The 18,422-nt window shown below is 34.1% G+C and carries 33 protein-coding genes and 2 pseudogenes; 2 read left to right on the forward strand and 33 right to left on the reverse strand.

Annotation, left to right across the window (positions count from 1 at the left end):
- Window positions 1-375: 375 nt before the first annotated feature.
- From B5P40_RS17380 to B5P40_RS17495, 29 genes and pseudogenes are all read right to left on the reverse strand, one after another.
- Entirely contained in the window at window positions 376-1,542 is a 1,167-nt protein-coding gene (locus B5P40_RS17380) for a hypothetical protein (protein WP_113709518.1), read from the reverse strand.
- A 223-nt stretch (window positions 1,543-1,765) separates the two neighbouring features.
- Window positions 1,766-2,308, reverse strand: a complete 543-nt coding sequence (locus B5P40_RS17385; protein ID WP_002192968.1) for a tyrosine-type recombinase/integrase — start codon at window positions 2,306-2,308, stop codon at window positions 1,766-1,768.
- On the reverse strand, window positions 2,305-2,775 hold the full coding sequence (locus B5P40_RS17390; RefSeq protein WP_002192969.1) for an ArpU family phage packaging/lysis transcriptional regulator: 471 nt from the start codon (window positions 2,773-2,775) through the stop codon (window positions 2,305-2,307). Before B5P40_RS17390 ends, B5P40_RS17385 begins: the two co-directional genes overlap by 4 nt.
- Window positions 2,776-2,795: 20 nt before the next feature.
- Window positions 2,796-2,966 (reverse strand): hypothetical protein, encoded by a 171-nt coding sequence (locus B5P40_RS32835; RefSeq protein WP_002192970.1) that lies wholly within the window; start codon window positions 2,964-2,966, stop codon window positions 2,796-2,798.
- Between the two features lie 113 nt (window positions 2,967-3,079).
- Window positions 3,080-3,202 carry a DUF3983 domain-containing protein gene (locus B5P40_RS17395; RefSeq protein ID WP_002192971.1) on the reverse strand — a complete coding sequence of 41 codons (123 nt, stop codon included), beginning with the start codon at window positions 3,200-3,202 and terminating at the stop codon, window positions 3,080-3,082.
- A 38-nt stretch (window positions 3,203-3,240) separates the two neighbouring features.
- A complete protein-coding gene (locus B5P40_RS17400; RefSeq protein WP_002192972.1) occupies window positions 3,241-3,597 on the reverse strand; it encodes a hypothetical protein in 357 nt (118 codons plus the stop codon).
- Between the two features lie 124 nt (window positions 3,598-3,721).
- Window positions 3,722-3,949, reverse strand: coding sequence for a hypothetical protein (locus B5P40_RS34050; RefSeq protein WP_002192973.1), 228 nt, complete (start codon window positions 3,947-3,949; stop codon window positions 3,722-3,724).
- 139 nt (window positions 3,950-4,088) lie between these two features.
- Window positions 4,089-4,394 (reverse strand): urease accessory protein UreE, encoded by a 306-nt coding sequence (locus tag B5P40_RS17410; protein WP_002192974.1) that lies wholly within the window; start codon window positions 4,392-4,394, stop codon window positions 4,089-4,091.
- 175 nt (window positions 4,395-4,569) lie between these two features.
- Window positions 4,570-4,869 carry a hypothetical protein gene (locus B5P40_RS17415; protein ID WP_002192975.1) on the reverse strand — a complete coding sequence of 100 codons (300 nt, stop codon included), beginning with the start codon at window positions 4,867-4,869 and terminating at the stop codon, window positions 4,570-4,572.
- Between the two features lie 41 nt (window positions 4,870-4,910).
- A pseudogene (locus B5P40_RS32840) lies at window positions 4,911-5,060 on the reverse strand (DUF8088 domain-containing protein); the annotation flags it as partial.
- A 374-nt stretch (window positions 5,061-5,434) separates the two neighbouring features.
- Window positions 5,435-5,671 carry a hypothetical protein gene (locus B5P40_RS17420; RefSeq protein ID WP_002192978.1) on the reverse strand — a complete coding sequence of 79 codons (237 nt, stop codon included), beginning with the start codon at window positions 5,669-5,671 and terminating at the stop codon, window positions 5,435-5,437.
- Between the two features lie 174 nt (window positions 5,672-5,845).
- Window positions 5,846-6,427, reverse strand: coding sequence for a hypothetical protein (locus B5P40_RS17425; protein WP_002192979.1), 582 nt, complete (start codon window positions 6,425-6,427; stop codon window positions 5,846-5,848).
- Window positions 6,428-6,599: 172 nt separating this feature from the next.
- Window positions 6,600-6,977 carry a YopX family protein gene (locus tag B5P40_RS17430; protein WP_002192980.1) on the reverse strand — a complete coding sequence of 126 codons (378 nt, stop codon included), beginning with the start codon at window positions 6,975-6,977 and terminating at the stop codon, window positions 6,600-6,602.
- A gap of 40 nt (window positions 6,978-7,017) precedes the next feature.
- Window positions 7,018-7,473 carry a nucleoside triphosphate pyrophosphohydrolase family protein gene (locus tag B5P40_RS17435; protein WP_002192981.1) on the reverse strand — a complete coding sequence of 152 codons (456 nt, stop codon included), beginning with the start codon at window positions 7,471-7,473 and terminating at the stop codon, window positions 7,018-7,020.
- A 19-nt stretch (window positions 7,474-7,492) separates the two neighbouring features.
- Complete coding sequence (locus B5P40_RS17440) at window positions 7,493-7,744, reverse strand: helix-turn-helix domain containing protein (protein WP_113709519.1); 252 nt, start codon at window positions 7,742-7,744, stop codon at window positions 7,493-7,495.
- A gap of 25 nt (window positions 7,745-7,769) precedes the next feature.
- On the reverse strand, window positions 7,770-7,937 hold the full coding sequence (locus B5P40_RS17445; protein ID WP_002192984.1) for a DUF3954 domain-containing protein: 168 nt from the start codon (window positions 7,935-7,937) through the stop codon (window positions 7,770-7,772).
- An 18-nt stretch (window positions 7,938-7,955) separates the two neighbouring features.
- Window positions 7,956-8,315, reverse strand: a complete 360-nt coding sequence (locus tag B5P40_RS17450) for a hypothetical protein (protein WP_002192985.1) — start codon at window positions 8,313-8,315, stop codon at window positions 7,956-7,958.
- Window positions 8,308-8,586 (reverse strand): AbrB/MazE/SpoVT family DNA-binding domain-containing protein, encoded by a 279-nt coding sequence (locus B5P40_RS17455; protein WP_002192986.1) that lies wholly within the window; start codon window positions 8,584-8,586, stop codon window positions 8,308-8,310. The genes B5P40_RS17450 and B5P40_RS17455 overlap by 8 nt, the downstream gene beginning before the upstream one ends.
- A gap of 15 nt (window positions 8,587-8,601) precedes the next feature.
- Window positions 8,602-8,796 carry a hypothetical protein gene (locus B5P40_RS17460; RefSeq protein ID WP_002192987.1) on the reverse strand — a complete coding sequence of 65 codons (195 nt, stop codon included), beginning with the start codon at window positions 8,794-8,796 and terminating at the stop codon, window positions 8,602-8,604.
- Between the two features lie 2 nt (window positions 8,797-8,798).
- Window positions 8,799-9,662: an ATP-binding protein gene (locus B5P40_RS17465; RefSeq protein ID WP_002192988.1), complete on the reverse strand. Its 864-nt coding sequence runs from the start codon at window positions 9,660-9,662 to the stop codon at window positions 8,799-8,801.
- Entirely contained in the window at window positions 9,604-10,485 is an 882-nt protein-coding gene (locus B5P40_RS17470) for a DnaD domain-containing protein (protein ID WP_002192989.1), read from the reverse strand. The genes B5P40_RS17465 and B5P40_RS17470 overlap by 59 nt, the downstream gene beginning before the upstream one ends.
- 6 nt (window positions 10,486-10,491) lie before the next feature.
- Window positions 10,492-10,668 (reverse strand): hypothetical protein, encoded by a 177-nt coding sequence (locus tag B5P40_RS32845; protein WP_002192990.1) that lies wholly within the window; start codon window positions 10,666-10,668, stop codon window positions 10,492-10,494.
- An 11-nt stretch (window positions 10,669-10,679) separates the two neighbouring features.
- Window positions 10,680-10,862 (reverse strand): hypothetical protein, encoded by a 183-nt coding sequence (locus B5P40_RS17475; protein ID WP_113709520.1) that lies wholly within the window; start codon window positions 10,860-10,862, stop codon window positions 10,680-10,682.
- A gap of 36 nt (window positions 10,863-10,898) precedes the next feature.
- Window positions 10,899-11,096, reverse strand: a complete 198-nt coding sequence (locus tag B5P40_RS17480) for a hypothetical protein (RefSeq protein ID WP_002192992.1) — start codon at window positions 11,094-11,096, stop codon at window positions 10,899-10,901.
- A 12-nt stretch (window positions 11,097-11,108) separates the two neighbouring features.
- Window positions 11,109-11,873 (reverse strand): phage regulatory protein, encoded by a 765-nt coding sequence (locus B5P40_RS17485; protein ID WP_002192993.1) that lies wholly within the window; start codon window positions 11,871-11,873, stop codon window positions 11,109-11,111.
- A gap of 16 nt (window positions 11,874-11,889) precedes the next feature.
- On the reverse strand, window positions 11,890-12,045 hold the full coding sequence (locus B5P40_RS32850; protein ID WP_181462949.1) for a DUF6906 family protein: 156 nt from the start codon (window positions 12,043-12,045) through the stop codon (window positions 11,890-11,892).
- Window positions 12,046-12,213, reverse strand: a complete 168-nt coding sequence (locus B5P40_RS32855; RefSeq protein ID WP_002192994.1) for a hypothetical protein — start codon at window positions 12,211-12,213, stop codon at window positions 12,046-12,048.
- Between the two features lie 19 nt (window positions 12,214-12,232).
- On the reverse strand, window positions 12,233-12,421 hold the full coding sequence (locus B5P40_RS17490) for a helix-turn-helix transcriptional regulator (protein WP_002192995.1): 189 nt from the start codon (window positions 12,419-12,421) through the stop codon (window positions 12,233-12,235).
- A 150-nt stretch (window positions 12,422-12,571) separates the two neighbouring features.
- A complete protein-coding gene (locus tag B5P40_RS17495) occupies window positions 12,572-12,799 on the reverse strand; it encodes a helix-turn-helix domain-containing protein (RefSeq protein WP_002192996.1) in 228 nt (75 codons plus the stop codon).
- 159 nt (window positions 12,800-12,958) lie between these two features.
- Between B5P40_RS17495 and B5P40_RS17500 the strand changes: the two genes are divergently transcribed.
- The gene (locus tag B5P40_RS17500) at window positions 12,959-13,588 is read left to right on the forward strand and encodes a LexA family protein (protein ID WP_002192998.1); all 630 of its coding nucleotides are present in this window, start codon (window positions 12,959-12,961) and stop codon (window positions 13,586-13,588) included.
- 75 nt (window positions 13,589-13,663) lie between these two features.
- Window positions 13,664-14,725, forward strand: coding sequence for a tyrosine-type recombinase/integrase (locus B5P40_RS17505; RefSeq protein WP_002192999.1), 1,062 nt, complete (start codon window positions 13,664-13,666; stop codon window positions 14,723-14,725).
- A 56-nt stretch (window positions 14,726-14,781) separates the two neighbouring features.
- Here B5P40_RS17505 and B5P40_RS17510 read toward each other — a convergent pair.
- The 4 genes and pseudogenes from B5P40_RS17510 to B5P40_RS17525 form a co-directional block, all read right to left on the reverse strand.
- Window positions 14,782-15,462, reverse strand: a pseudogene (locus B5P40_RS17510) (MFS transporter); the annotation flags it as partial.
- A gap of 1 nt (window position 15,463) precedes the next feature.
- Complete coding sequence (locus B5P40_RS17515) at window positions 15,464-16,000, reverse strand: NADPH-dependent FMN reductase (protein WP_002031805.1); 537 nt, start codon at window positions 15,998-16,000, stop codon at window positions 15,464-15,466.
- Window positions 16,001-16,153: 153 nt separating this feature from the next.
- Complete coding sequence (gnd, locus tag B5P40_RS17520; protein ID WP_002189506.1) at window positions 16,154-17,050, reverse strand: phosphogluconate dehydrogenase (NAD(+)-dependent, decarboxylating); 897 nt, start codon at window positions 17,048-17,050, stop codon at window positions 16,154-16,156.
- An 18-nt stretch (window positions 17,051-17,068) separates the two neighbouring features.
- Window positions 17,069-18,418 carry a GntP family permease gene (locus tag B5P40_RS17525; RefSeq protein WP_078176558.1) on the reverse strand — a complete coding sequence of 450 codons (1,350 nt, stop codon included), beginning with the start codon at window positions 18,416-18,418 and terminating at the stop codon, window positions 17,069-17,071.
- Between the last annotated feature and the right edge of the window lie 4 nt (window positions 18,419-18,422).

Here is an 18,422-nt window from a genome sequence, read left to right on the forward strand (position 1 = left end):
ATGGATGCTTTTCTCTCAATTATTCATTTATGTTTCAATTGTGGTACGTGAAGTTTTATTCTTTTCCCAATCACCTAATGTTGTTACATTCATCTGCGTCAAAATTATTAAGTAACTGGAAGAAGAGCAAAAGCCCTTCTCCGTATACACAACGTGAATTACAATTGGATATGAAATCAAGAAACAACTATTCATCCAATCTGCAACCATCGCCATCGGTCATGACGATCCATTTTCGATTATCTGGAATCTTGTAAGTAATGTTTTCCGCTACTACTTACAATACAAATATATCATGTTAAAAACCAAAGCGTGTCCGTAAATAGTTCGCAAATTGTCCGCGAATAGTTCGCATTTCTTTATAATAACGATAGATCACCAATCCATGTCAGCATACCTTTCCGCCAACATTGCTTCACGTCTAAAGAAAAACTCTAAGTTTTCATCTGACTTTATAGCATTTTTATATAATGTTAGGTTTTCATCATCAAAATATATATCCATTCCGGACTTAATTATTCTCATAGCTCTTGCCCATTCATTATCTTTACATAAATATGTTTCAAATTGCTCAATAACTTGACATATCTCCATAAAAGTTTCCTCATTTTCATTTATGAGTGAAAAGTGATTTCGCTGTGTCATACTAACTGGAATAAATCCTATCCCATCAACTTTTGCTGATAACGAACCATCTTTTTTTTCAAATCCACCATGAGCAAATTTATTACGATGTTTTTCCTTAATCGATTGTAGTTTGTCAAAATACTTCATTACTTCTGGTTTTCTACTAGGTTTAAATACTTTTGTGAATTTTAAAGTCCAAGTATCTGCAATAAAAATTGATATACTTTCAGAGTTTTTATCAAAATCACTAAATGGTAAGAGTAATACCATTAAATGCTCTTGAAAACTAAAATAAGCATCTAACATAGCTTGAGTATAAAAAAATGCCTCCTTATTCCTCTGCACTTTTTCATAAAAATTTGTATAACCAATTTTATCAGTTGTTTCAACCTCACATTCATTCTGATTATATAAGTTGTGGGCTTTTTCTTTAAAATACAGATACCTATCTCTCAGCAAAGAACTTTCATTAGAAAATGTAATATCACCTTTATTAACAATTTCCTTCAATACTGGAGACATTAAATTATCAACAATTTTAATAGCTCCATTTATTTTTTTAATTAACGACTTCACTATCGATTCATCATCCGTTTCAGAAATTAATCTAAATCCGAATTTTCTAACCGTAAAATAAAAGTTTATTCCTTGATATTTAAATGGGACTTCCCACAGTACTTTTTCCATTGGTTGATATTCATACTCAAACCCTTTCAAATCTACCAGCATAAAAAAGACCATGTCAGGCTGCGGTAATTTAATTTCTAATTTATTCGCCATAAATCTATCAACTTTTAAAACTTCTTCCACCTCAAAACCTTTCAGCTTTATAGCTGTAAATCCTTCAGTACATTTCTCAAAATTATTCCACTGTTTTATATTCTCCTTTTTAAACCTAGCTACATAATCTACCACTATGTTCCCCCTAATTAACTTATTGATATTTGCTATTAATTTATCATATTTTCATTGTTTTTCATTAATTTATTTAGAATTTGAATTAGCTATAACCTAGATTGTGTTGAATTAGACCATCTCGTTTCCCCTTAGAGCTATCAAGCTTTTCCATACTTCTTATAAATGAATTTGACACTTTTCTTTTGTAGCTAATTCAAAAATGGCTAAAAAAAAGAACTGTTTAGATTTTGAATTTCTTTTGATAATCATTTAATGTATCTTGTTCAATCCCTATATATCTTAATGTTTCTTTTTGATCTGTATGATTTAACATTCTTTGCAAAACAACTACATCTTTAAATTGTTTGTAGTGATGGTATCCATATGTCTTCCTTAGTGAATGAGTCCCAATTCGTTCTAGTCCGAATTTTAGGGCCGCTTGATTCAAAATTACATATGCCATCGATCTAGTAATAGGTTTATTCTTACCATTTCTACTTTTAATAAGAAACTCGTTCTTAGGTTTCCCCTTCGCATATTCCCTCAATGCTTTCTTTAAATCAGAAGGCATCTTTACCTCTTTAACCTTTTTGGTTTTCTTTTCACGAATAAATATACTCCATCCTTCTACATCACGTACTCGTAAACGTAAGATATCCGAAATACGTAATCCTGTATTAATCCCAAGAAGGAACAGAATGTAATTGCGCTCATTCTGTTCCTTAAAATATTCTTTGAGCTCCTGAATCATTTCTTTATCTCTTATTGGTTGAACGAGATTCATACGCTTGGCACCTCTTTTTGTCTACGCGTTTTTTGATATACCTCTTTTTTTAGATTGAATGCTAGACGTAGTATAGCTCGTCCTTTTAACTTATAATACTTTGTTTTACCTATACCTAAATCCATCCAAATGTCTGGATCATATCCAACTTCATCTTCCATATAAAATTTCACTATGACTTCACGTTCATCATCTCTCAAACGATTCACAGCATCATAAAGCCAATCCATGAACTCTTTTCTTTCTTGCTCATACTCTATTCTTTCGATAGCAATATTCTCTGTTGAACTATTAAATCCATTTGTAACTGATGGAGGAACAATTGAATATGACGGCGTCACTTTTGGCAACATATCACATGGCATTGTTGCTAAATATCTACGATAATCTTCGAATACTTTTTCAACCTCTTGTTTTGTTCTTTTCCCATCTACAATTGGCATTTTAAATGATAATTGTTTATTCATATTAAATTCCTCCATTTTTATTATTTTTGTCTTAATGCACCACGTCTACGTTCATAACGTGGTCCATAAACCCCCATTAAATTTTCAATGTCACGAGTGGTTAGCTTCTCTTCTTTCTTTTTCTTATGTTTCTTTTTTGCTTGCTTAGATTGCTTTTTCCATTCACGTATTTGATCTTTTAAGTTCTTCATTCTCCACATCCCCTTTCAAAAATAAAGAGGACACCATTTCTTAAAACAGCTTGATTGCTGCTCTAAAAATTGGTGTCCTCTAGTTTTCTAGCCGGACTATATTCAGTTTCTTTTCACTTTAAAATACCAGCTTGTACAAATATGTTTCTCCAAGCTCTTTTAACTCTATATTTTTCAAAGGATTTCGCACGTCGAGCAATAGCTTTTCTGGTTTTCTTTTTCTTTAATTTAGACATTTCTCTTAACCTCTCTTTCTATTCAAAGGATTATTTTATTAAGAATTAATTATTTCTTTAATTCTATTAAGCTTGTCTAAGTTGTTATCTTGTAATGTTTCTCGATCAATACTGATGCTTGCTCGTCTACGTGTATTCATCGTTTCGATATAACAAGAATGTTTATCTTCCTTATCCTTAGCAACCATTTGAATCCCTTCAAAAGACGCATCACATACATACTTGGTATCTTCGAACAATTCTTTCCACATTTCCTTTAGATACAGTTTCATGTAATACTCTATATCCTCACCGCACGAAACGCTTAACTCCACTTCAAACTGATCGTCCATTGTTGCCACAAGAAAAATCATATAAGCTCTTATTTCAGTTAATTTACCTATGTTTTCTCTCATTTCCCTCTACCTTCCTGAATAAAACTCAATATTCCGTCCATACTATAGATAACCCATCTTTAATGTGCTGTAACCAGTTAGATCTTCTTCAAGAATGAGCAGTTAGCTTTTGTTAACTGCTCTTTTATCGTTTTGGATGGCCACACGCTTCTGTATAATCCCAATACCCTTTACATTCAGTTGAGTTAGATGTCATTTTGAAGTCTGCTAAGCTTTCTGATACGCATTCCTTTGAATTAGAACGATTAGGAAAATACATATTCCAATAACACTCTGTGCAGCTACACGTTAATTCTTGATCACCCTGCACTTGAGCCACTTTTGTAAATAACGCTTCAAATTCATCACCCATATCAATTCCTCCTTGAATAAATCCCCAAATTTCGTTCATACTATAAATGGGCTGATACAGCTTGAATTCACAGTGACCTCTGTAATTTTCTTTTTCCCTTTCTCCGAGGGCTGAGCAGTTAGCTTTTGCTAGCTGCTCTTTAATATTCTGTTGATGCAATGATACAAGGACTTGTAATGTTGTCATTTTTAATTACCCATTCAAATGTCTTGCGGACTACTATTGAATTTCCAAGTGGTCTTCCACATTGGAAATTATCCTTTTCACTTTCTGGTAATTCATCTATGTCTACATACGTAACTTCTTGCAAACTAACCTCCCCAACAAAACCTTCGTTTATATCTTCATCATCAAATCCGCATTCTTTCTTGTAATACGCTTTTGCTTGATCTTCAGTTTCAGCACAAACCCAATCAAAATCATTCATTTTAAAAACCTTCATCATATCCATTCCCCTTTTCTACAAAATGAAATTTTTATTAAAGTACTTATACTTTATTTCTCAACCACAACGTATGGAATCATAATGAAATAAATGGTAATATATAGACATCTCAATTACGTTAGAGCTTGTTTCCCTGCAAGCTCTTTTTTTATTAAAATAGCGTTTTTATAAAAAATTAGTCGTTCCACTTAAAATGGATGTAATGTTCATAGTAGGAGCCTCCTAGAAGGCTCTTCTTTTCTTCTTTCTTAAATTCAACTTTCACACCGTCCATCAATTCTTGTAACTTTTCTATAAAAATTTTCGAAAGCATCATATGCTTATCTGGATTATCATAACGAATTTGATACTTATAACCTGAATATCCCTTTCCAGCACTTTCGATTATTGCCGATTCCATTTCCTCTGCAAATTCCAATACTTTTTCATCGATGGCTTTTCCTTGGATTTCTTTCAAATTACCTAATAAGGACATTTTCATTCTCCTTTTCTCTCAAATAACGATTTTGTTTAGTTTTCTTCCTTAATTTCCTTCGCTAATTTAACCGTTCCAATGTCTTCATAAGGCTGATCACTATAACCTTTATCATGCAGAATCTTAACTACATCTTGCATATCCTTCCAAGCTGCTGTACCTTGTCCAAATTTAATAATCACTGTATTCATTTTTCATTCTCCTTTTTATCAGTAAATTTAAATATAATAATTGAAATATTTAGTAATTTGATATAAAATATTCTAGTCATATTAACTCCAGCATTAAGAGTTCTCGAATTTCAGCCCCTTGACGCGCACCGTTAGGGGGCTGAAATTATTTAAATAAAGATTTTATAAACAAAACCAATACTGGTATTTTTCTTTCTTTCCACATCTTTTACATGTCCACTCTTCTTCAAATTCACAAACCGTATCCTTAGTTACTTTTGAGCTCCATTTATGCCCAATAAAGAAACATTTGATTTTAGGATTCAAAGTTATATTACCTATGGAGGTTTTCATATCTCATTCTCCATTTCTCTCAAATAAGGATTTTGTTTAAATTAAGATTTAACAACATCTGCCCCGTTCAGAAATTCTTTTAGCGATTCTCTGCAATTTGAACACATATCAACTTTGCCAGTCGCAGTTACATCATCGTATTCATCTAATCCGTTCATTCTTCGTTGAATTGATGCTAAATAGCTTTTTACATGTTCACGAAATTTAAATTCAAATGTAACTGTGCATGTTTCTTTAGGATTAATAGCTGCTTTACAACGATCACAACACTTTGCCATCTCTCATTCTCCTTTGTTCATGATTTTGTAACAGATGTATACAAGTTTGTGTGTTACACTAAATTCATTCGAAGAAGTCATTCGTTATTGACCCGAAAATTCTTGATACCCTATCCCCTGCCCTAGCTTCCCTTGCTAGGGCTTTATTATTTTCCATTCAAATAACTATTTTGTTTAATTTTCTAGTGCTACCTTACTTTCTACAAAATAAGTAGGGTTTACATCTGACGCATTGTAATAGGTACCACCTATCCGAACTGCATTTTTATGAGGATTATAATATTCAACAAGCAACAGTGCTTTATCGTTATCCGCTGGTGTTACAACATCACCATTTTTAAATCCATCAATTGCACGTCCATGTTTTTCAAATAATCTACGACGCTTTTCTTGTGCAATTTCTTCTGCATTTGCTTTTCTAATGTATTCTGTTCGCGCAACCCTTAAGAGTTCACCTGGCGCCGCATCGTACTCCATTTCTATCTCATCGATTACTATAAGTTTTCCAATCGTTTTATTTTGATTAACTTCACATGCAACCCAATCTCCAATTTCAAACGGTTCCTCATAATCAATAAACTCTTTTCCAAAGAAATAGGAAATATCTATAATTACATTCTGCCAAGGTAACTTACTTGCTTTAAAACTAAATTCAATCAAATTCATTTCCTTGTTATATCTATAAATAGACTTCCCATCGTCAATTACATTTGTTTTCAGTCGTTCAATTGCTTCAAATCCTGTATATTTTTTCATCTCTCATTCCCCTTTACGAATAATCTTTTTTTGTATTACACATACTACCTCTAAGCCGATCTCTCCCCGGCTTCACTCTTTCAAATCGGAGATTGCTCCTCCGTGTCGCTTAAAAACATGGTGGGTAACTTAGTCAATTACCTGCCATTTTCTATTCAAATAACGCTTTGGTTTAGTTTCCCAATAGCTCTGGGTTAACAAATATATTCCCAATTATTATTCCTGATAAAATACTTTCATCGATTGGCCAATTTTCACCATCACCATTTACACTTGCGCAAATTCCAATCTGGCCATCTCGTTCTTTGCTACCGATTGGCTCTACAACCCATCTATTTTCTGGGGTTTCTATAATATCGCCTTCGTAAATTTTTGTTCCTTTTGAATCATTCTGGCCAATAAATTGAATCATGTTTAACTCCTTTAATTCTCTGCCCCAGTATTCATTAGTTTTGGGATTCTTAATGTGAATAATGCCGCTATCGAAATTAATGTTTAAAACATCACACATCACTTTCTTGTACTTGTCATACGCGCGAAACTTAATCATTGCGATCATTCCCCTTTTCTAATAAAATTCAAATTTGGTTTTACTTCACATCAACACGTTTTTGACTAGCTTCCCTGCTAAAACCGTCTGGATACCTTTTCGCTAGTTTAGAAATGTTCATTTCAGCAATATCTTGTAAGGTATATCCCATTTCGTGCGCCATAATCCCTACGTAATACATAATGTCTCCCAGCTCTAAAGCTAGTTTGTGAACATTTCCATTCTCTTCTCCTGGACAATGAGCTGGCTGAAATCCATGCCCATGATAAATTGCTTTTTTGACTAAATCAGCAACCTCGCCAGCTTCCCCTGTAAGCCCTAAAGCTGCATTAGAAACACGGAATCCAAAATCATTTCTCTTATTCCAAGTACGTAAAGTTGCTTCTTGATATTCATCCAGTCCACAAATTTGATTGATATTCATTACAGCTTGTCCTCCCTTTGATTGACTAACTAATTTAGTTGTTGCATATACACCGTTTTCCATTGCTTTCATTTTGATTTCCCCTTCCTATTTAGCAAATCCCAAATCCTATTGGACGATTTTCAATCATATATTTATCAGCTTGATCTATAACAAGAAGTGCCACCTCTGATTGGTGTCTCCTTAATGCTTTTGCCATTTCTAATAAACTCATATTTTGTTTCCACATTTCACGAAAACGTATAATGTCCCTTTCATCCCAAATGAAGTTAGCTTCTTCTAAAGCGATGTAAATTTTCAAACGTGATTCCTTCATCGCTTCATGATTTCTTGCTACACTCATAAGCGAACCTACCTTCTAAAAATGATTATTTTATCTTTTCAGTAAACTTAGTATCCACACGATCAACTTTCCCGTTAACCCAAACGGCAACTTGCTCGCCGAATCCACTCACTGGCGGATTAACCGCTATAACATTTCCATCCTTAACTACATAAAGCTTATTGCTAGTAACATCAATTTCTATTTTTTTCATATGTCCATCTCCCTTTTACTACCGCATGTATTCGACTACATCAGGTTTAAAACCACTTCCTAAATAAATCCTTACCGAAATAGCTTCTTTGTTATCCCTTGCTGCCTTACACAATTCTTCAGCTGTATCCCAATTAAAAAACTTATCTAAAGCACGTTGGAATCTCCATATTGCCATTACATATTGCTCAAAGATGTCATAACGATCATCTTGTTTAGTAGTGCGAGGTAATTCATCCGTACCCTTTGCACTCTTTGGAACTTGGACACGTACATCAGCATATGTAACGCGTCCAGTTCCTTTCTTCACATTGGCTTTCATTACATCAAACTCACAAATGGCTGGCTCTACATCGAAAATATTTAATTGCTTAGGCATGTGTCATCACACTCTTTTCAAGAAGGTCCAGTAACTCACTTGCCCCTTTCTTACTCAAAAACATTCGTCCGTCCAGCAATTCTATGTTTGATTCAGAAACTTCACCTGTTACAAAGCATGACTTTTCATGTTTTCTTAAAACGATGTTTTCCCCATCAACATGAAAGTCTAATGCTGTTCCTTCAGCAATTCCCAAAGTTCTGCGTAACTCTACTGGAATTACTACACGCCCTAGATCGTCCACTTTTCTTGCAACACCTGTGTTTTTCACTGTTACTCCCCCTTGTTAGCTTGCTTTTTGTTGTCTTTTCCGTTCTACTTCTTGCTTCATTGATTCAAAGCGTACTAGCCATGCTTCCCAACGCGTTTGATTTTCTTCTTGCTGTTGTTTTGCCACTTCACAATTACAACCGTTCGTTTCAATTACACCTGGATAAGTTTCTTTACGAATAATTCCTGTATCATGGCATAATGCACACATTGTTATTCCCCCTTTTTAAAATTGCGTAATCTATAATTATCCCCATGCATTTCTAACATTTCGGCGTTTTCCATCATCCGACTAAAATCACGTTCTCCATACATTCCTGCTAATTCACCGACCGTAAAATTAGTAGTAAATAAAGTACTTTTACCTATACGGCTATCTACAATTTCGTTTGTCTTCGTTTGCTTCCAAGTGACGCCTTCTTTATCTTTCTCCGTGAATTCCGCTCCAAAGTCATCGATAATCAAGACATCAACTTTTGCTAGAAGGGACATAAGCTTGTCCTCTGTCATTTCACTGTTTTTATTCCAAGTTGATTTGATTTTGGTAAATAGCTTATTCATTTGAATAAACATTGCACTGTGACCCTTTTTCATAAGTTCTTTAGTGGCTGCCACACACAAATGACTTTTCCCTACTCCATAATCACCCGTTATTATCATGCTTGTTGGTTCTTCTCTATTGAATGAAGTAACAAAATCCATAATCGTTTCTTTCGCATCAGCCAATTCTTTTTTAGTTGGTACATAATTTTCAAATGTAGCTTTTTTGAGTTTGTCATTTATTAAGCTGTTATCAGCAAATGAATCATATAAATGAATGATTTCGTTTTTCTTTTTTATAGCTAGTGTTTCTATAGCTAATTTCTGATCTTCTTTTTCTACCGATCTACATTGAGGACAAAATTCCTCATTTGTTTCTATATCTATCAACATGCGTTTACTGCAAACGTCTTTAAATTTTTCTTTCCCTACCAAAAAGGCATTCTTGCATCTATTAGGAGACAATACATATTTTTGATTAGCGTTTCTTGAAGTCGTATTTGTCGATGAAGCTACTATCTTTTTGATTGCTTGCATTGTTTTTCTCCCCCTTTTTACCTTTGTTTTTAAACTCTGTTTCTGATGCATGTACATCTGCTAATGTACGAATGTTTTTATTAACCCACTGTTTTAAAATTCCCTCAGCGTAGTTCCATTTTTTCTGTTGTTTCAATGCACGTTCCATGGATGCTTGTACAAGTTCTTCGCTTGTATCGTTTGCCCATTGGGTAATACTATCGGCTACGAATGGATTTAAAATCCCAAAATTATTTTCATAGAATGAGAAGATATTACTACTACTTACATTCTTTGTAGTATTCTCTGTAGTAATCTCTGTATTTGTCTTTACTTCTAAGTTGGGAGAGTCCTTACTTTTAAGTAAGGAGGGTGATGACTTTGGAGTAATAGGTCTATTTACTTCAAAGTAAACAGGGTCTTCTTTATTTTGATACATACTAGAGATCAGTTTGATTTCATTTGCTACCGGTTCTACAAACATCACATTATTTAAAACTTTCCCTTCAACATGGATAGTTCGAAATTCAACTTTGATAAGAGTCATTTCCGTTAATAAATCACATGCCCTTTTCACCTGTAATTTTGAAAACCCGAATGTTTCTGCTAATTGTTGATAACTCTTTTGCAATTTATCTGATTTGAATTTTTTCTTGTATGTTACTTTTCCGCTTTCTTCATCACGGATAACCGTAGGTCTGTACCAATAAACGATTTCACTTAAAACCATAATTGCTACAATATGAGGTTTGCCATTGCTAAAAGTGATGTAATTAAACCATTCATGATCTACCACATTACCTTTAAAAGTTAATCCACCAATTTCAAATATAGTGTTCGTCATAAACTATTACCTCCTAATACAAATCGCCAGATGTGCTTGTCCGCTTTTAATAATTTTTTGAATCTCATACTGTGGATAACGAACACTGAGATACTGTTCAATCATTCGTTTTAATTCATCTTTGCTTTTTGCTAACCCCCAGAACGTATTAGGTAATAGCACTTGATAAACAATTAAATCCATGTACTATTTCTCTACTTTCCGTGATACACTAATAACAACTTGTTTTTTGAAAAGGACCCACTGCAATGGGTCTTTTTATTTTCTTTCACATCACTCCAAGCCCATTGTTTTATTGGTTCGTAAGTAATGTAAAACAACCATACACTACATGCGATTAACATTCCGAATATAGCTAACAATGTTGAATCTTCCACTAAATCACTCCCTTTCTATATAAATTCAGCATATTATTAATCATCAATTTCAACTGTTACATGGTGAATCTGTGTTTTTAGAGAAACCTGTTGTGTAAGTATGATAGTTGATGTTGGTTCACCATCTTCAATTAACCTCTTAATCTTACGAGTTGCTTCTGCTTTTGATTCACACTCGTAAGCATTTAGTCCATATCCCCTGTTGTGAAGTACAAAATATTTAGTTTTCTTCATTTTCTTTTCCTCCTATTGAACTTCCGTCATATTTATTTGTGCATTTGTAGCTGTAATTTCTTCATCTAAAACCGTTGGAATTGAATATTCTTCATTGATGATTTGGATTGCTCTATCTAAATGATGACGTTTGATAGCTTTATAACTATTCACACCAAACTCTCTATGTAGTTGACTATAAATATCGCTATATAGTTTTCTTCTAAGGCTAATATCCTGGTATGCATTAGAATCCTTACCACCCAGCAGAAGAACGCCTAACTTTCTTACAGCCTTTGATATTTCGTCACATTCAACAGCATATAAAGGGGCATTTTCACGTAAGTCCTTTACATCAGATTTAATCTCCTGGATTTCCTGAGTATGCCCTTCCAAAGCTTGAAACGTTAGTTTTAAAACACCCATTGGATCTGTTGGTATTTTTTGCTGATTTTGTATGCGTTGTTTCATTCGCTTGAACTCTTCAATAAACTTAATCTTCATTTGTACAGCTTCTTTTGTGTTGTAGCTCATTACAACTAATGTAAAGGCTTCTTCAGTCAGGTCGATTTTAGGATAACGGCGCCCTCTGTTTTCATAAGTTCGCTCCTTAAAATTTAGGAGTGAAAATTCTACTCCTGCATAATCCATTTGAGTTTTGATATCAGACATAACATTGTCATGACGTTTATTAAATACTTCTGCAATCATCAAACTATCTGTAACAACTTTCCCATTACTTTCAAACACTAGCTCACTATGTATTGGTGTTTCGTTAACTTCAGTTAATTGATTCATTTCAAATCCCTCCTATCTATAAACTTGGAATAACCTTAGTTTTATTCATATTACGATGTACCAAATGTAATCCATTACTTACTTTTTTGAAAATTAACCAATTATCAGGATTAAGATTGCATGACTCAATATGAATCTTTTCCTTCTTGGTTGGCTCTTTATCATTCTTCAATTAACTCACCTCCCTTCGAGATGAAACTTTACGGCTCATTGCATACATTCTTTTCTTCACTACTAATTCGGTAATTATCAATAAAGCTGGGTTATTTCGCATCTCAGCACATCGCTTACGTACTTCAGATGCTTTCATTAATTTACTCGCGGATAATACTCCGTTCATGGCCTTTCACCATCCTTAATTATTTTTTAAAAAGAGTATCAATCGTTGTTTTAAAATGTTTAGCAAGTATTTTTGCTTCAGTAAGGCTAAAATCTCGTTTGCCACATTCTTTTAAGTGATAGCTTTGCTTTGTTATACTTATCACTTTGGCTGCTGCTTCCTGTGTCATGCGTTGTTCTCTACGAGCAATAAAAAGATTTTGATACATGTTTCATATCACCTCGGTTCGAAAATTATTAATAAATAATACGTAATATCTTATTAATTACTAATTTACGACAGCATTTTTCGACATTTTATTTTTAAAAAAAGCGAGACTTTTCTTCTGAAAAACACTACCTTTAAACGGTAGTTATGTTTAAAAAAAATCATCATCAAAGTTCCCATCGTTTATTATGGGTAATCTAATGTAATCAGAAGGAATTTTGTATACAATAGATGCTTTTTGCAAAATATGACCTGGAATAGCAGTTATACCCTGTTCATAATTACGTAGGGTTTTTCCTGTAATATCTAATATTCCAGCTGCTTCATCTTGTCTTAATCCTGCATTTACTCTAGCAGCTTTTAATGTTATCTGAAACATCAAGTTACCTCCTTTCGATAATTTCTAAACCCAATATACTACCTTTAAACGGTACGGTCAATACCAAACATTATATAAAATACTTTTAAACGGTATTTTATATCTTTACACAACTACCGAAAAACGGTAAAATACTATTATAAAGTGAGGTGAGAAAAAATGGATGCACAAAAAATGAAAGAAATTTTTGCAGCTAACTTAAAAAAATTTTTAGAACGTAATGGTATCACACAGACTTATCTAGCAAACGACATAAATATCCCTGAAACAACTGTTTCAAACTGGATTAAGGCTAATACTTATCCAAGACCAGATAAAATACAATTATTAGCTGATTATTTTAAGATTAATCGTTCTGACTTAACTGAAGATAAACCCTCTAATTTATATGATGCTAATGTTCATCCGGTTAAGGTGCCGAAATTAGGAAAAATTGCATGTGGTCTACCTATATGTGCTGAGGAAAACTTTGAAGGGTATCGTTATGAAACATCTGATATTTTACCACATGGAGAAATATATTATTTAGAAGCCAAAGGAAATTCAATGGAACCAACTATACCTAATGGGGCTTTTGTATTAATTAGAAAGCAAGATGATGTGGAAAACGGAGAAATTGCAGCAGTTCTTGTTAATGGAGATACTGAAGCTACTTTAAAAAGAGTAAAAAAGCAAGGCAATGTTGTAATTTTGATGCCAGATAACCCTTCATATGAACCAATAATTATCACTCCAAATGTACCGGCACGAATTATTGGGAAAGCAATACGCTTTACAAGAGATCTTTAAATTTCTAGCGCTAGCAATTTAACATCGAGAGAGTAGACGACGGTCTACTCTTTTACTACAAGAAAGGAGATTCTTATGACAATTTATAAAGATGAAAAAAGAGGAACTTATTACTTTATCGCGAGAATCCGACAGTTTGATGGCACTTTGAAACAAGTAAAACGACGTGGCTTTAAAACACAAGAAGAAGCACGAATTGCAGAAGCAAAAGCTCTCATTCAAACGGAATCTAATTCCAGCTTAACCTTTTCACAATTAGCCGAAGAATATTTTGAATGGTACTGCCAGAGGAGAAAACAGTCTTCTATAAACACTATTAAAAATATGATATATAATCACTTACTAAAAGAATTTGGAAAAATGAAGATAGATAAGATTACACCAAAACATGTCATGAATTATCAGAATAAGATTATTCATGACTATTCAGCTGAAACTTTAAAAAAGATTCATAACGTACTTTCCGCTATATTTAATTTTGCAAGTAAGTTTCACGGCTTAAAACGTAATCCAGCACGAATTGCAGGAAATTTTGAAATTGAGTCTAATAAAAGAATGAACTTCTGGGAATTTGAAGAATTCAAAAGGTTTATCAGTGTTGTAGACGAATCGATATATATAGCCTTTTTTTCAACACTCTATTATAGTGGAGCTAGAAAAGGCGAACTTTTAGCTTTAACTTGGGAGGATGTTAATTTTGAAGAAAAAACAATTGATATCAATAAAACAAGCTATAATAAACATATTACTAAACCAAAAACGAAAGCATCCAACCGAATCATTATGTTACCTACTATTGTAATGGATCTACTAAAAGAAATAAAAAATAATGCTACATTAGAAATTCCTTTGAAAAAGGATTATGTGGTGTTTGGTGAATTTTATGATAGTATAGCAACTACCACATTAGCTAGAAAATATAAAATCTTTTTAGCGGTATCAGGAGTGAAAAAGATTGTACTTCATGAATTCAGGCACTCTCATGCATCTTACCTCATTAATAAAGGTGTAAGTCCGCTTATCGTAGCCCAACGCCTAGGTCATTCAAATGTAGCAACAACTTTAAACACTTATAGTCACTTGTATCCATCCAAACAAGCAGAAGTAGTGGCATTTATGGAAGAAGATTTGTTATAATCGTTACCAAAGCGTTACCACAACCGTCTAAACGGTTGGTATTACTAGCTTGAGGTATATGTCGCTAGTAAAAACCAAAATAACTTAGGGCGCTTTTTCATAAAGTGAATTCCTTCGAACAATTGCTTCTTAAATGTTGCTTTCCGTTTTACTTCTTTTTTCTTTACATACGGTATACATAAGAAAAGAAAAAATGCTCCTGCAAAAGTTAACATATCCACTAACAAGATCCATTTCAAAGAAATAATCTCAATTAAAAAGCTAGCAGCTGCGCCTGAAATAACTTGCGTTAATTGTCCTTGTATTTCCATTGTGCCACTTAAACTTTTATAATGCTCTGATTGAAATATTTCTTGGTTAAATGCAAATATTGTGGGATAGAATAATAGATAATAGAAAGAACCTGCTATATAAATAATAATGTAATGAATAGAATTGTATGATTGCCCAGCAAATCCCCAAATGGCCATCATTCCTATAATGGCTATCCCGATACCTTCGTTACATAACAATAAAGATTTTCTTGAAAAACGATCTATGCTTTGCCCAATGAATGGTGTTAGTAAAAACATGATGAGAGTTGCAACGATAGAAACATAACCAAATGTTGTCTCTCCTCCACTTTCCTTAATTAACAACCACGGAATCGTTATCATAACAATCCCGGAACCAATAGCTGATAAACTATTGGCTCCTAGAATGTAATACAAGCGAGAATCATGATAAAGAGAGGACATATCACTCAACTCCTAATTGTTTTTTCACCTCTTTATATACGCTCATATATGCTTTTAATTCTTTAACTAAATCATGAATTAATGGTTTTGCATCTTCTCCAAGTTCACTATCTTGCACATGTAATCCATCAAGCACGACTTGTTTTGGAATTGCGTTTGCGTAAACGCCTCTAGCGACAGTGCGCATACTATTTAATGCGTTTATTCCCCCTTTACCTCCTCCAGCAACTGCTAGTAATGCGACAGGCTTATGGATGAATTCACTGCTACTTAAGTAATCTAACGAATTTTTCAGCGCTCCGCTCATCGCATTATGATATTCTGGTGTACATAGTACTACTCCATCCGCAGCTTTCACTAAAGCTTTTAATTTTTTTACTGCCTCTAATTCACGTTGTGATTCTTCTCCATTATATAAAGGCAATTCCGCTACTGCTAAATCGTATAACTCCCCTTCAAATTGCTCTGCAATATATTTTGCCACAACGCGAGTTCTACCGAATTTTCTTGGTGTACCGTTAATAACGACTAGTTTCATAATTATTTCTCCCCTTTGTTTTCAAGTTACATTTATATATTATCAGAAATTTCTATACAAAACACAGTAAAAAGAGGGAAAAACTTTCATTAAATAGTATGAGAAATAAAAAAAACTCATACTTTCGTATGAGTTTCACAAAACTAATATTTCCTATTTTTTCACAACCTCATGTCCACCGAATTGATTACGAAGTGCAGAAACCACTTTTCCGTGGAATGTATCATCTTCTTGTGAACGGTAGCGCATAAATAATGACATAGCGATAACTGGTGCCGCTGCTTGTAATTCAAGCGCAGTTTCAACAGTCCATTTCCCTTCTCCTGAAGAGTTCATAACACCTTTAATGCCATCAAGTTTCGGATCTTCTGCAAATGCTTTTTCAGTTAAGTCCATTAACCAACCACGGATAACCGATCCGTTTGCCCATACTTTTGCAACATCTTCATAATTGAAATCAAAATCACTTTTATCTAGTACTTCAAATCCTTCAGCGATTGCTTGCATCATTCCGTATTCAATACCGTTGTGAACCATTTTTAAGAAATGCCCACTACCGACGCGGCCTGCATATGAATAACCATTTTCTACTGCTAAATCTTTAAATAAAGGTTCTAGTTGATCATAAATTTCTTTTTCTCCACCAACCATTAAGCAAGCACCGTATCTAGCTCCTTCCACACCACCTGATGTACCGATATCTACATAATGTAAACCAAAGCTTTTCGCTTCTTCAGCACGGCGTAACGTATCTTTATAGAATGAATTTCCGCCTTCAATAACGATATCGCCTTCCTCTAATAATGGATATACATCTTTTAGTACTGACTCGACAACTTCTCCTGCAGGTACCATTACCCAAATTGTACGAGGTGCTTCTAGTTCAGCAATCATTTCTTTTAACGTATGACGAGCAGTAATCCCTAATTCCCCTGCCTTTTCAACAAGCTCATTATTTACATCGTATACAACTACTTCATGCTTGTCTTCATGTAAGTGTTCAGCTAATGGGAATCCCATTTTTCCTAATCCAATTAAACCTAGTTTCATATTAATCAATCTCCCATTCTATACAAATATATTTAATAACGAAATTAGCCCAAGTGCTACAACAGATAATATTGTCTCCATTGCGGTCCATGTTAATAATGTTTCTTTCACAGTCATTCCGAAATACTCTTTAATCATCCAAAATCCAGAATCATTTACATGCGATAAAATTAATGACCCTGCTCCTGTTGCAAGTGCCAGTAACTCTACATTCACTCCTGGTGTACTTGCCGCAATCGGTGCCACTATTCCTGCTGCTGTCATCATGGAAACAGTAGCAGAGCCAGTCGCGATTCGAATAAGTGCAGCAATTCCCCAACCTAATAATATCGGTGAAATATGTGATTCTTTCGCTATCTCCGCAATTGTAGTTCCAATTCCAGAATCTAATAACACTTTATTAAAGGCACCACCTGCACCGATAACTAACAGTATGTTTGCAATTGGGCCTAAACAATCATTTGTAACTTGTAAGACTTTGTCTTTAGAAAACCCTTTTGCATAGCCAAGACTAAAGAAAGAATATATCGTTGCAATTAATAATGCGACTATTGGATCTCCAATAAAATGCAATACTTGTGCAAGTTGGCTTGTTTTATTTAATGCTACTTCCGCTATCGATGCACCTAGCATAAGAAATACTGGAAGTAAAATAGTAAACAATGTATTTCCGAAGCTAGGAAGTTCCTTCTTCTTATCTCTTTCAATAAATTGCTCCGCTATATCTAACGGTACTTCTTTATGTATACGAGCACCAATCCATTTCCCGTAAAGCGGACCTGCAATTATTGCAGTTGGAAGTCCGACAATTAATGCATATAAAATTGTCTTCCCTACATCTGCTTTAAATATACCTACCGCTGCCATTGCTGCTGGATGCGGTGGAACAAGTCCGTGTACAACCGAAAGACCTGCTACTAGCGGAATACCGATTGTAATAAGTGATACCCCTGTTTCTAACGCAATTGTAAATACTAACGGAATTAATAGTACAAATCCAACTTGGAAAAATACCGGAATCCCTACTATAAATGCAACGAACATCATTGCCCAGTGAACACGCTTTTTCCCAAAACGTCCAATTAATGTGTTAGCAATTCGTTCAGCACCGCCAGACTCAGCCATCATTTTTCCAAGCATTGTTCCTAAAGCTAAAACAATCGCTAAAAACCCTAACGTATTACCAAGACCTAATTTAATAGAATCGATAATCCCCGGATGTTGTGGTGAAGTTCCAATTAAGGGCATCCCCATTGCTAGCCCAACTCCGATTGCTGTTAAAATTAACGCGACAAATGGATGCCATTTTACTACCGTAATTAGTAAAAGTAATATAACAACAGCCGCTAGTACGATCCCAACTACCATTTCT

It is taken from the genome of Bacillus sp. SRB_8 (assembly GCF_003264205.1).
GTDB classification, from domain to species: domain Bacteria; phylum Bacillota; class Bacilli; order Bacillales; family Bacillaceae_G; genus Bacillus_A; species Bacillus_A mycoides.

Bases quoted from the DNA above. Each gene is read 5' to 3' on its own strand.
- B5P40_RS17385 (WP_002192968.1), bottom strand. From the start codon at position 2,308: ATGAATCTCGTTCAACCAATAAGAGATAAAGAAATGATTCAGGAGCTC.
- B5P40_RS17390 (WP_002192969.1), bottom strand. From the start codon at position 2,775: ATGAATAAACAATTATCATTTAAAATGCCAATTGTAGATGGGAAAAGA.
- B5P40_RS32835 (WP_002192970.1), bottom strand. From the start codon at position 2,966: ATGAAGAACTTAAAAGATCAAATACGTGAATGGAAAAAGCAATCTAAG.
- B5P40_RS17395 (WP_002192971.1), bottom strand. From the start codon at position 3,202: ATGTCTAAATTAAAGAAAAAGAAAACCAGAAAAGCTATTGCTCGACGT.
- B5P40_RS17400 (WP_002192972.1), bottom strand. From the start codon at position 3,597: ATGAGAGAAAACATAGGTAAATTAACTGAAATAAGAGCTTATATGATT.
- B5P40_RS34050 (WP_002192973.1), bottom strand. From the start codon at position 3,949: ATGGGTGATGAATTTGAAGCGTTATTTACAAAAGTGGCTCAAGTGCAG.
- B5P40_RS17410 (WP_002192974.1), bottom strand. From the start codon at position 4,394: ATGATGAAGGTTTTTAAAATGAATGATTTTGATTGGGTTTGTGCTGAA.
- B5P40_RS17415 (WP_002192975.1), bottom strand. From the start codon at position 4,869: ATGTCCTTATTAGGTAATTTGAAAGAAATCCAAGGAAAAGCCATCGAT.
- B5P40_RS17420 (WP_002192978.1), bottom strand. From the start codon at position 5,671: ATGGCAAAGTGTTGTGATCGTTGTAAAGCAGCTATTAATCCTAAAGAA.
- B5P40_RS17425 (WP_002192979.1), bottom strand. From the start codon at position 6,427: ATGAAAAAATATACAGGATTTGAAGCAATTGAACGACTGAAAACAAAT.
- B5P40_RS17430 (WP_002192980.1), bottom strand. From the start codon at position 6,977: ATGATTAAGTTTCGCGCGTATGACAAGTACAAGAAAGTGATGTGTGAT.
- B5P40_RS17435 (WP_002192981.1), bottom strand. From the start codon at position 7,473: ATGAAAGCAATGGAAAACGGTGTATATGCAACAACTAAATTAGTTAGT.
- B5P40_RS17440 (WP_113709519.1), bottom strand. From the start codon at position 7,744: ATGAGTGTAGCAAGAAATCATGAAGCGATGAAGGAATCACGTTTGAAA.
- B5P40_RS17445 (WP_002192984.1), bottom strand. From the start codon at position 7,937: ATGAAAAAAATAGAAATTGATGTTACTAGCAATAAGCTTTATGTAGTT.
- B5P40_RS17450 (WP_002192985.1), bottom strand. From the start codon at position 8,315: ATGCCTAAGCAATTAAATATTTTCGATGTAGAGCCAGCCATTTGTGAG.
- B5P40_RS17460 (WP_002192987.1), bottom strand. From the start codon at position 8,796: ATGTGTGCATTATGCCATGATACAGGAATTATTCGTAAAGAAACTTAT.
- B5P40_RS17465 (WP_002192988.1), bottom strand. From the start codon at position 9,662: ATGCAAGCAATCAAAAAGATAGTAGCTTCATCGACAAATACGACTTCA.
- B5P40_RS17470 (WP_002192989.1), bottom strand. From the start codon at position 10,485: ATGACGAACACTATATTTGAAATTGGTGGATTAACTTTTAAAGGTAAT.
- B5P40_RS32845 (WP_002192990.1), bottom strand. From the start codon at position 10,668: ATGGATTTAATTGTTTATCAAGTGCTATTACCTAATACGTTCTGGGGG.
- B5P40_RS17480 (WP_002192992.1), bottom strand. From the start codon at position 11,096: ATGAAGAAAACTAAATATTTTGTACTTCACAACAGGGGATATGGACTA.
- B5P40_RS17485 (WP_002192993.1), bottom strand. From the start codon at position 11,873: ATGAATCAATTAACTGAAGTTAACGAAACACCAATACATAGTGAGCTA.
- B5P40_RS32855 (WP_002192994.1), bottom strand. From the start codon at position 12,213: ATGAACGGAGTATTATCCGCGAGTAAATTAATGAAAGCATCTGAAGTA.
- B5P40_RS17490 (WP_002192995.1), bottom strand. From the start codon at position 12,421: ATGTATCAAAATCTTTTTATTGCTCGTAGAGAACAACGCATGACACAG.
- B5P40_RS17495 (WP_002192996.1), bottom strand. From the start codon at position 12,799: ATGTTTCAGATAACATTAAAAGCTGCTAGAGTAAATGCAGGATTAAGA.
- B5P40_RS17500 (WP_002192998.1), top strand. From the start codon at position 12,959: ATGGATGCACAAAAAATGAAAGAAATTTTTGCAGCTAACTTAAAAAAA.
- B5P40_RS17505 (WP_002192999.1), top strand. From the start codon at position 13,664: ATGACAATTTATAAAGATGAAAAAAGAGGAACTTATTACTTTATCGCG.
- B5P40_RS17515 (WP_002031805.1), bottom strand. From the start codon at position 16,000: ATGAAACTAGTCGTTATTAACGGTACACCAAGAAAATTCGGTAGAACT.
- gnd (WP_002189506.1), bottom strand. From the start codon at position 17,050: ATGAAACTAGGTTTAATTGGATTAGGAAAAATGGGATTCCCATTAGCT.
- B5P40_RS17525 (WP_078176558.1), bottom strand. From the start codon at position 18,418: ATGGTAGTTGGGATCGTACTAGCGGCTGTTGTTATATTACTTTTACTA.